This is a genomic window from Ligilactobacillus murinus DSM 20452 = NBRC 14221, from assembly GCF_001591685.1.
GTDB classification, from domain to species: Bacteria; Bacillota; Bacilli; order Lactobacillales; family Lactobacillaceae; genus Ligilactobacillus; species Ligilactobacillus murinus.
The window spans coordinates 1-9,379 of the sequence record NZ_BCVJ01000060.1; the positions used below are offsets into that span (position 1 = coordinate 1).

The 9,379-nt window shown below is 34.6% G+C and carries 12 protein-coding genes; 10 read left to right on the forward strand and 2 right to left on the reverse strand.

Annotation, left to right across the window (positions count from 1 at the left end; genetic code table 11):
- Nucleotides 1–473 precede the first annotated feature (473 nt).
- From rpsF to rpsR, 3 genes are read left to right on the forward strand one after another with little or no spacing between them, the layout of a single operon-like run.
- On the forward strand, nucleotides 474–764 hold the full coding sequence (gene rpsF / locus LMU01S_RS09000; RefSeq protein WP_004049701.1) for a 30S ribosomal protein S6: 291 nt from the start codon (nucleotides 474–476) through the stop codon (nucleotides 762–764).
- A 36-nt stretch (nucleotides 765–800) separates the two neighbouring features.
- Nucleotides 801–1,355 carry a single-stranded DNA-binding protein gene (gene ssb, locus LMU01S_RS09005; RefSeq protein ID WP_056958899.1) on the forward strand — a complete coding sequence of 185 codons (555 nt, stop codon included), beginning with the start codon at nucleotides 801–803 and terminating at the stop codon, nucleotides 1,353–1,355.
- A gap of 21 nt (nucleotides 1,356–1,376) precedes the next feature.
- Nucleotides 1,377–1,613 carry a 30S ribosomal protein S18 gene (rpsR, locus tag LMU01S_RS09010; protein ID WP_003695889.1) on the forward strand — a complete coding sequence of 79 codons (237 nt, stop codon included), beginning with the start codon at nucleotides 1,377–1,379 and terminating at the stop codon, nucleotides 1,611–1,613.
- 579 nt (nucleotides 1,614–2,192) lie between these two features.
- Here rpsR and LMU01S_RS09015 read toward each other — a convergent pair.
- A complete protein-coding gene (locus LMU01S_RS09015; protein ID WP_056958898.1) occupies nucleotides 2,193–2,723 on the reverse strand; it encodes a hypothetical protein in 531 nt (176 codons plus the stop codon).
- Between the two features lie 146 nt (nucleotides 2,724–2,869).
- On the opposite strand from LMU01S_RS09015, the gene LMU01S_RS09020 reads away from it, so the two are divergent.
- From LMU01S_RS09020 to LMU01S_RS10515, 7 genes are all read left to right on the forward strand, one after another.
- Entirely contained in the window at nucleotides 2,870–3,091 is a 222-nt protein-coding gene (locus tag LMU01S_RS09020) for a cytochrome b family protein (protein ID WP_225354626.1), read from the forward strand.
- A 297-nt stretch (nucleotides 3,092–3,388) separates the two neighbouring features.
- Nucleotides 3,389–5,548, forward strand: coding sequence for a peptide cleavage/export ABC transporter (locus LMU01S_RS09025; RefSeq protein ID WP_056958896.1), 2,160 nt, complete (start codon nucleotides 3,389–3,391; stop codon nucleotides 5,546–5,548).
- Between the two features lie 13 nt (nucleotides 5,549–5,561).
- The gene (locus LMU01S_RS09030; RefSeq protein ID WP_056958895.1) at nucleotides 5,562–6,644 is read left to right on the forward strand and encodes an HlyD family efflux transporter periplasmic adaptor subunit; all 1,083 of its coding nucleotides are present in this window, start codon (nucleotides 5,562–5,564) and stop codon (nucleotides 6,642–6,644) included.
- 21 nt (nucleotides 6,645–6,665) lie between these two features.
- Entirely contained in the window at nucleotides 6,666–7,424 is a 759-nt protein-coding gene (locus LMU01S_RS09035) for a LytR/AlgR family response regulator transcription factor (RefSeq protein WP_061773575.1), read from the forward strand.
- A 176-nt stretch (nucleotides 7,425–7,600) separates the two neighbouring features.
- The gene (locus LMU01S_RS10340) at nucleotides 7,601–7,741 is read left to right on the forward strand and encodes a ComC/BlpC family leader-containing pheromone/bacteriocin (RefSeq protein ID WP_082613054.1); all 141 of its coding nucleotides are present in this window, start codon (nucleotides 7,601–7,603) and stop codon (nucleotides 7,739–7,741) included.
- A gap of 33 nt (nucleotides 7,742–7,774) precedes the next feature.
- Nucleotides 7,775–7,927 carry a Blp family class II bacteriocin gene (locus LMU01S_RS10510; RefSeq protein WP_143441407.1) on the forward strand — a complete coding sequence of 51 codons (153 nt, stop codon included), beginning with the start codon at nucleotides 7,775–7,777 and terminating at the stop codon, nucleotides 7,925–7,927.
- 18 nt (nucleotides 7,928–7,945) lie between these two features.
- Entirely contained in the window at nucleotides 7,946–8,119 is a 174-nt protein-coding gene (locus LMU01S_RS10515; protein ID WP_153551904.1) for a hypothetical protein, read from the forward strand.
- 137 nt (nucleotides 8,120–8,256) lie between these two features.
- Here LMU01S_RS10515 and LMU01S_RS09040 read toward each other — a convergent pair whose 3' ends face one another.
- Nucleotides 8,257–9,240: a DUF1002 domain-containing protein gene (locus tag LMU01S_RS09040; RefSeq protein WP_056958893.1), complete on the reverse strand. Its 984-nt coding sequence runs from the start codon at nucleotides 9,238–9,240 to the stop codon at nucleotides 8,257–8,259.
- Nucleotides 9,241–9,379 lie beyond the last annotated feature (139 nt).

Below are 9,379 nucleotides of genomic sequence, written 5' to 3' on the forward strand. Positions count from 1 at the left end.
TGTATGTTTGTGCCCCCGTTGTATTTTCATCTCTGCGCCCAAAACCAGTAACATCATAGCCACGAGCAACTAATTCCTTGATAACGTGGCCAGCGATCCGACCATCAGCACTAATTACAGCAACTTTTGTCATAATAAATTCCTCCATTCAGTTGTAACTTTTATCATTACATCAATCCGATGACCTTAGTCTAGTCTCTTTTTGATGTAATGTCAATAGTTACAACTAGAAAATATTTTATTTTTTTGTGTTTACCTATAGTTAGCGGAAATAAATTTTTTGGAAAAAAGAAAAAAATGTCGCTAGCAATTGCGTATTTATAAAGTGTAGCCGTAGTTCAAAATCCCTTGCAAAATAGTTTTAATAATGTTATAATTCTATCTCGTGAGTATCTAAACAAAATTAGCTTTAGATTCTCCTTGTTCTTACTTTAGATAAAGAACCAATAGTCCATAAGGAGGTGCAAACAGTCATGACAAATTATGAAATTACTTACATCATCAACCCATCACTTGACGAAGCAGCTAAGAATGAATTAGTTGAACGCTTCGACAACATCTTGAAAAATGATGGTGCTGAGATCGTAGAATCAAAAGACTGGTCTAAGCGTCGTTTTGCTTACGAAATTGGTGGTTTCACAGAAGGTGTCTACCACATCGTAAATATCAAAGCTGAAAACGCAGACGCTATCAACGAATTTGACCGTCTTTCCAAGATCAATGATGGTATCTTACGCCACATGATCGTTAAACGTGAAGACTAAGATAGACTATAAATAAAGTAAAGGAGGAAATGAACTTTGATCAATTCAGTTGTTCTAGTAGGTCGTTTGACCCGAGATCCTGAACTGCGCTACACGCCTTCAGGGGCGGCCGTGGCAAGCTTTACTGTCGCGATCGACCGTCGTTTCACTAACCAACAAGGTCAACGTGAAGCTGATTTCATCAATTGTGTAATGTGGCGTAAAGCAGCCGAAAACTTCGCTAATTTTACCCACAAAGGTTCCTTAGTAGGGATCGAAGGCCGGATCCAAACCCGTTCTTATGAAAATCAGCAAGGTCAACGTGTTTATGTTACTGAAGTTTTAGCTGAGAATTTCTCACTTTTGGAATCCAAGGCTGAATCAGAAAGGTATCGTGCCCAACACGGCAGCAGTAACGCTAATGTGCAAGGTTCAGCTCCTTCAAATGATATGCAGTCATCTAATCCATTTGGGACTCCAGCAAATAATCAGACAAATGATGCTTTTGGTGGTAGTGGTTTTGATACCACTCCAAACAATAGTAACAATGTGGCTGATCCATTTGCCGGTGGGCAACAGATCGATATCTCAGATGATGACTTACCATTCTAAAATTGACAGGAGGGAAATCTAATGCCACAACAAAGAAGAGGCGGACGTCGCCGTCGTAAAGTTGACTTCATCGCTGCTAACCACATCGAATACATCGACTACAAGGATACAGATCTTCTTAAGCGTTTCATCTCAGAACGCGGTAAGATCTTGCCACGTCGTGTAACAGGTACTAGCGCAAAGAACCAACGTAAACTTACAGTTGCGATCAAACGTGCACGTATCATGGGCTTATTGCCATTCGTTGCCGAAGATTAATCAAAAAACGTCTCATTGCGAGGCGTTTTTTTTGTTGGGGAAGATTTTTTTGAAAAAAGTTTTTAAAAATTTCTTTTTTAAAGGCGAACTATTATATTCTTTGGTTGGATATTATACGATTAAGCGGTTGAAGAGTGAAAAAATATAGTGGTAAATCCTAGATTAGTAAAGATGTAACGCTGCGTGTGGATAAGGTTGTGGAAAACTTTAATGTAATACCCGAACTTTGTCTATTATGAAAAAAATATAATTTAAATTCTTAAGAAAAAATCAATAAAAAAGTTAGCCATTTTGGGTCATTTAGGTGTATTATAGATATGTAGATTGATGATGAATCAATCTTCTCCCCTTTTTATGTAGTAAGTGATAACTATCTTAGATTTACTTTAGGATAGTATTTCCCCAATAACATAACCTTTTTCTCCGTGATTTTCCCCGATCACGGAGTTTTTTTATATTCATAAAAATATAGAACTATACGCCAAGTTTTTTGCGAGCATTGAACGCGGGAGCTACCACGATGTAACAACATCATGGCTGCTCCCGCGTTGTTGTTATACTCAGCGATGACTAGTGAAACTATTTTAGCTCGAGGGTCTTAGCAAACTCAGTTCCATTTGAAAGTACCGTAAAGTTTCTAAAGTCGATCGTGGTCGACGCATCGAGTTTAGAAGCTAGGCGCATTGGATCGTCAATTTGGATATTTTGGGCGGTAAGCCAAGATATCACTTGAGGGATCGCTTGTGTTTCGCTATTTAGTAACTGGATCTGGCGGTCGTCAGTTAACTCGAGTGTTAGAGAAAAGATGAAGCGCTCAGTCAGTTTGGGTAACGGTCGGAGCGTGATCTTAGCCAGATACATTCCCAGACAAGCCTGAATGATCTGGTCAGGTGATAGGGTGAGCATTAAATTGTCGCGGTCATCGAAGAGCTTGAGATGTGTGGTTTCAAACTGTGTTTTCGCAAAAGCAAGTGAATTTTTGCGAAATAAAATTGCAAGTGGCAGTTGGCGATTGGTTCCGTAAAAGGTCCGTCCATTAAATTCAAGTGTAGTGAAAATTGGTGCGGTATACAAATTAGTAGCTAAATCGGTAAAAACGATTTTTTTCATATTTGCCCCCATTTCTATGGATCAACTAGCATAATTTATAAACGTCATCTTCTGCCCTCTAGCTCCTCCTTAATGATAAGTGATATTGCCTAAGTGAGACAAGCGTTCTTTATAGAAGAAATGTGGTATTATGGAATAAAATAGCAATGAGGGTGAAAAAAATGGTCAAGGGCTTGATTTTAAGTGCAATAATTTTTGTTTTAGGGGCGTTTGAACTTTATGCGACATATCGCTACTATCACAAATTAGTTGTGGCAGATCGCAAAAATATGCTTTCTAGTAGCCGGTTATGGTTAGGTATCATCAGTGGAGGCTTGTTATGCGCCCTCGGGATCTTTTCAGCTTTAGGTGTATTACAAGGTGCATAGCTTGAGAAAATGATCAGAGGCTATAATATAAGTAAAAGACATCTTCGAATTCCAACTCTAAGATCACATATCAATGTTGGAATTTCTGAGATGTCTTTATTTGTCTCTTAAAATACTATTTTTTAAAGCTTTACTGTGGCAAGTAACAACGAGTAACAATTTTTTAGCATAATACATAATACTAAAAAATATGTTCCGTCCAATATTTTTATTTACTTAAATTGAAAATTTCTTTACCGAATTTGGAAAATATGATATATTGTTCTAAATTAATTTTATATTGAAAGAGATTTATTTATGTTTAATTTTCATAACTACTATATATCACAAATTGATGAGAGTGATTGTGGTGTTGCCAGTTTGGCGATGCTTTTAAAATATTATGGCTCAGATGTTTCATTAGCTTATTTGAGAAACATAGCTAAAACCGATAAGAATGGCACAACAGCGTTAGGGATTGTCAAAACTGCTCAGCAATTAAACTTCGAAACTAAAGCTATAAAAGCAGATATGCGATTATTTGATATTGCTGATCTTTACTATCCTTTTATTGCACATGTGATAAAAGACAATCAGCTTTTGCATTACTATGTTGTAATATCATCAAATAAAAAATATGTAACTATTGCTGACCCTGATCCATCAGTAAAGGTAAAAAAAATTTCCAAGAAAAAGTTTGCTTCAGAGTGGAGTGGAGTAGCTATATTCGTAACACCTTCAATCGAATATATACCTATCAAGGAAAGAAAAAAAGGGTTATTTTCACTATTCAACAATGTTTTTAAAAACAAAGCGCTATTAACAAATATAGTGCTATCTGCTACTTTGATGACTATCATTAGTATCTTGGGATCCTATTTTATCCAAGGCATAATTGATACATACATACCTAATGAATTAAGTACCACACTAGGCATAGTCGCTGTGGGTCTTCTGGTGTTCTATATGTTCAATTCTATTTTCATGTACTCTAAAGAATTTTTACTCATAATATTAGGACAACGATTATCAATAGATATTATTTTGGGATATATTAGGCACGTTTTTAACCTTCCGATGGAATTTTTTGCCACTAGAAAAACTGGTGAAATAATATCCAGATTTAATGACGCAAGTAAAATTATTGACGCATTAGCGAGTGCTGTTTTATCTATGTTTTTAGACGTAGGCACTGTTTTTATTATAGGAATAGTTTTAGCTTTCCAAAGCTTAAAGTTATTTTTAGTGACCTTATCCGTACTTCCGGTATACGTTTTAGTGATATTGATATTTGCTAACTATTTTGAAAAACTAAATTCACAACGAATGGAAAGTAATGCTACTGTTAGTTCTTCAATTATAGAAGATGTTAGAGGCATTGAAACAATCAAATCTTTGAATAGTGAACAGCAAAGATATCAACACATAGATACAGAATTTGTAGACTTTTTAAAAAAGAATATGGAATACTCCAAAAAAGATATACTGCAACAAGCAATTAAATCTTTTATTCAACTAAGCTTAAGTCTAATCGTACTTTGGATTGGATCAAACTTAGTCATTTACAATAAAATGTCTTTAGGACAATTGATGACATATAATGCATTACTAGTTTATTTTACAACACCCCTACAAAATATTATAAATCTCCAACCCAAATTACAGGCTGCGAAAGTTGCTAATAATAGACTAAATGAGATATATCTTGTTAAAGGTGAACATGATAATAAACATTCAAGTACAAAAAGTCTCCATAATTCTAGTGGAAACATTCAATTTAATGATGTCTCATATAGATATGGATTTGGAAAAAACGTGTTAAACGATATAAATCTAACAATTAATTCAAACAAAAAAGTCACCTTTGTCGGTGAAAGTGGTTCCGGAAAATCAACTTTGGTTAAACTACTAGTTAATTTTTTTGAACCCACTTCGGGAAATATCACAATCGACAATCAAGATGTACAGCAATTTTCTAAAAAGGAACTACGTAGTTTTATTACCTATGTTCCCCAAAACCCATATGTTTTTTCAGGAACAATTTTGGAAAATTTAAAGCTTGGAAATAGACGTAATATTTCTGTGAATGACATCTTCAAGGCTTGTGAAATAGCAATGATCAAAGATGATATTGAAAAAATGCCTTTGCAGTATGACACGATTCTAGATGAGGAAGGACATACATTATCTGGTGGACAAAAACAACGTTTGACGATTGCTAGAGCATTACTATCACCTGCAAAAGTTTTAATCCTAGATGAATCAACTAGTGGTTTGGATACTCTAACAGAAAAGAAGCTTATCGAAAATCTAATTGGAATGTCAGATAAGACAATTATTTTCATCGCCCATAGATTAGCTGTAGCAGAAAAAACGGATACTATTTTTGTATTGAATAACGGAACTATAGTTGAACAAGGAACCCACCAGGAATTATTATCTAAAAAAGGGTTTTACTATAAATTGGTAAATAATTAATGGAGAAATTCATATGAAACAAGACTTTTTTGAAAGTAGTGCATTTTACTCAAAACGCTATAAAAATTTTTCTACATTATTGGTAATACCAATATTTTTAGTAGTTTGCTTCTGTATAGTAATTTCTATTTTTTGTAAAAAAGAAATTGTCATACAGGGATCTGGTAATATTCAACCCATATCAAAAATAGCAGTTATTCAATCTCAGCTTGATTTTCCCATCTCGAAAAATAATTTACAAGAAGGGAAAAAAGTAAAAAAAGGAGATACACTACTAATCTACAGAAATAAAAATCAAGATAGGGAAAATTATTTTGTTCAGCAAATAGATGCAGTTAAACAACAATTATCTTCCTTAGCTACTTTGAAATTAGGTGTAAAAAATAACATAGATACCTTTAATTTCAACGACGAATTCGGATATCACGAAGAATTAAATGCATACCTTAAACAACGAGATATTTATAGTAATGAAAACAATATCTTAAAAATTCAAAATTCAGATTCAGAAAAAAATAAAATTGCAGGTTATACTACTGCTACCAATGATGATAAACTATTTATTCTACAATCTGAAAAAATATCTGATATTTGTAAGGAAGAAAAAAAGTTACGACAATCGCTCAGTGAATTGGAAGTTAACTCAAAAGACTATAGTAATAATACTAAAATCACCGCTCCTACTTCTGGAATACTACATGTTAATCAGGAATATGACGGTATGCGTAAGGTTAACGTAGGTACTCCTTTAGCTGAAATATATCCTGATTTACAAAAAGAAAAAAAAGTTAAATTGGTAGCATATATATCTGAGAGAGATATTACTTCTATAAGAAAAGGACAGTTTCTCAAATTTAAATTTTCCACTAGCAATGTCACTCCTCTTAAATTGAAAGGAAAAATTACTAGCATTAGTACGACATCAACAAAAATTAACAATAGGGTTTTCTACATGGTTTCTGCTACTGCAAAAGTCCCTTCAAATATGCTTTCTAAAGTTAAGTACGACATGGAAGGAAATACTACTGTAAGTATAGGCAATATGTCATTTTTTGATTATTACAAAAATAAACTTTTGAATAAAAACATATATTAAATCTCAAAGGAATGATTTTAGATGCTTACTGCGTTAATTCTTGAAGGCAATTCAATGTACAGGCATAAATTGCAAAATATTATTCAAAATAGGATACGGGTAAATGATACTCTGGATGAATATGACATGGAAATTGCCATTTCTACTGACAATTTATCGGATATTCTTAATCACATAGCAGCACATAAGGATAAATCTTTCTTGATTTTTGTGGATATAGATACAGTGTCACATGATTTAAACATTTGGAAACAAATTAAAGATAATGTTGTATTTGCTGAGATAATATATTTATCAGATTCTTATAACTCTATCCAGAAAATTATAGCTGCTAGAGCCGAACCATTGGATATACTGTGCAAAAATTTAGCAGATGATTTTACTATACAAAGAGTGCGTGAAAATATCGATATCGCATTTGCTAGATATAAGAAAAATGTCTTAGCTAATTTAGCTAATTTTTTTTCGTATGAAATTACTCATGGACTTGTAGAACGAATACCGTTTGATCAGGTATATAGTATTGAGTCTATAATAGGCAATAACAAACAAGTGCGCTTAAATTATAGGAATCTTAAAGAAGATATATTGGGGAGCTTAAAGCAGTTTGAAGAGCAATATGATCACTTGCTTAGATGTAACAGAACTACCCTAGTTAATATTACAAATATTATCAGAATAGACAAAAAAAACAAGTCGTTAACTTTATCAAATGGGCAAATATATCCGATAAGTACAAGAAGATTTAAAAACGCCGTAAAAATTTTAGAACAGACCTAATTCAAAGCACAATATTAAATGCCTTATTTATTGTATTTAGCGTCAATATCTGTCTAGAATTACACACTAAATACAATAAATTGCTCGATAATTCTTTTTTTAACTACTATTCTTAAATAACTGTATACTTCTAACTGTTAAGAGATATCAATTTAATTTGGAGGGAAGCAATTATTATGAATAATGCTGAATTAAATTTGTTTGAAGAATTATCAACTAGTGATTTGCAAAATATCGTTGGTGGGAAACGAGGTTTAGGCTATCATATTGTTGACGCAGTTGTTAGTTTTGGGAAAGGTTTTTTGGACGCTTTTTAAGATTATCAGTGATACAAAAAGGAGAGTAACGAAATGGAAAATTTACAAATGTTTGACGTTATGACTGAAGAGGAATTAACAGAAATTAATGGTGGCTATAACCGTTTAGCTGGTCAAATTGGACACTATACAGGCAAAGCCGTTATTGTCGGCGCTACAGTACTAGGTATTGCATCCCTCTTCTAATAGCTAAGAGGTGGAAAAATGAAAAAAAATACTTTAGGAAAGCTTGTTGTCGCATTATTATTTGCGATAATTGTGCTAAAGATGCTTTTTGTACCAGGTCCTATTTCCATTGGAACAATGGTAGCACTTGGATTGGGAATTCTAGTTGCTTTGGGATTCTCTTTACAAAAATTTATTAAAACAAATAGTTAAGATGAGGCTGGGACATGAGTCTCTGTTTACAAGAAAACCACCCGAACTTTTTCAAAAATTCGGGTGGTTTTCTTTTTAATTTTAAAGTCCATTATGACTGTTTTTTGGAGACTTATATCTCAGCGCCTCTTGTTTGTTTAGTTAAACAAACTCTTGATCCATTCGATGAAGCGAGTAAACCAACCTTTTGCCTGTTCAACGGCTTCTTTAGCTTGAGCACTGTTGGCCCAGTCTTTGGCTTTATTCATCAAATTACCAGTCGAATCTTTAACGTTATTGATCGTGTTTGTCACGTTATTGATATATGTCTTGCTTGAGCTGATCGGTGAATTTTGGAAGTTTACCAAAGCACCTGAGATCTGTGTTACTTGCTCTGAAGTTGTTTGATCTTGAATGCCTCGGTCAGCCAAAGCCTTATTTAACATATCTTCAATGTCTTGTTTTGTAGCTAGTTCTTGGTTATCTTGCTTTTGTTGTGCCAATTGCTTGGAAACATCACCAACAGCGGCCATCAATTTACCAGGATAGGCCGCATCATCTTTGTTGGCGTTGATCGCTGGTTGTGTCGCTGAAAGCATCTCGTTGGCTGTCGCCGTGTTTTCTGTGTTCAATGAAACGCCATCTTCGGCTAAGGCCTTGTAGACCCCAGTTAAGGCTGATTCACCTGAAACGGGACGGTTAGCGGTCACGACGATGCTGACATCGGTTACCCCCGCCATTTGTGCGACCATTGCGTATTGTTGGGAAGTTACTTGTGTGATATTGTTAGAACCATTGTAGTCTTTGATATTGACCTTGACCCCAGAACCAGGATCTCCGGGTGCGATCGCAACTGAGCTGATCATTGCAGCGTCAGTCGTATTGCTCGAGCCATTGGCGATATATTTGTTGTAATCGGCGGCTGTAGCGGTCAAAGTTTTGAACGAAGAGTCAGTTTCAAATACTTTAGCTAAATTTTGGCGTGCTTCTTGGCTCGTGCCGGCTCCATAGACGACATAAGCAGAATTTAACGTATGTGTGCTACTGCTACTTGTGGCTAAAGCCTTGGGCGCACTGGTCAAAGTTACCCCTAAAAAGGTCAGCCCTGCCAAGAATGCAGTTGCTAATTTTTTTAATTTCATCTCTAAAACACCTCATTGATTTTATATCTAGCTACATTCTAATTTTACCACCAGAAATCAATTCTTGTCTTTTAATGACGCCTAGCCGGAAGAGGCTGTGACATAAGTCTCCAAAAAACGGTCGTAAATGGACTTTAAA

Excerpts from the sequence above, each read along its gene's own strand:
- rpsF (WP_004049701.1), top strand. The coding sequence starts at position 474 with ATGACAAATTATGAAATTACTTACATCATCAACCCATCACTTGACGAA.
- rpsR (WP_003695889.1), top strand. The coding sequence starts at position 1,377 with ATGCCACAACAAAGAAGAGGCGGACGTCGCCGTCGTAAAGTTGACTTC.
- LMU01S_RS09015 (WP_056958898.1), bottom strand. The coding sequence starts at position 2,723 with ATGAAAAAAATCGTTTTTACCGATTTAGCTACTAATTTGTATACCGCA.
- LMU01S_RS09020 (WP_225354626.1), top strand. The coding sequence starts at position 2,870 with ATGAGGGTGAAAAAAATGGTCAAGGGCTTGATTTTAAGTGCAATAATT.
- LMU01S_RS09025 (WP_056958896.1), top strand. The coding sequence starts at position 3,389 with ATGTTTAATTTTCATAACTACTATATATCACAAATTGATGAGAGTGAT.
- LMU01S_RS09030 (WP_056958895.1), top strand. The coding sequence starts at position 5,562 with ATGAAACAAGACTTTTTTGAAAGTAGTGCATTTTACTCAAAACGCTAT.
- LMU01S_RS09035 (WP_061773575.1), top strand. The coding sequence starts at position 6,666 with ATGCTTACTGCGTTAATTCTTGAAGGCAATTCAATGTACAGGCATAAA.
- LMU01S_RS10340 (WP_082613054.1), top strand. The coding sequence starts at position 7,601 with ATGAATAATGCTGAATTAAATTTGTTTGAAGAATTATCAACTAGTGAT.
- LMU01S_RS10510 (WP_143441407.1), top strand. The coding sequence starts at position 7,775 with ATGGAAAATTTACAAATGTTTGACGTTATGACTGAAGAGGAATTAACA.
- LMU01S_RS10515 (WP_153551904.1), top strand. The coding sequence starts at position 7,946 with ATGAAAAAAAATACTTTAGGAAAGCTTGTTGTCGCATTATTATTTGCG.
- LMU01S_RS09040 (WP_056958893.1), bottom strand. The coding sequence starts at position 9,240 with ATGAAATTAAAAAAATTAGCAACTGCATTCTTGGCAGGGCTGACCTTT.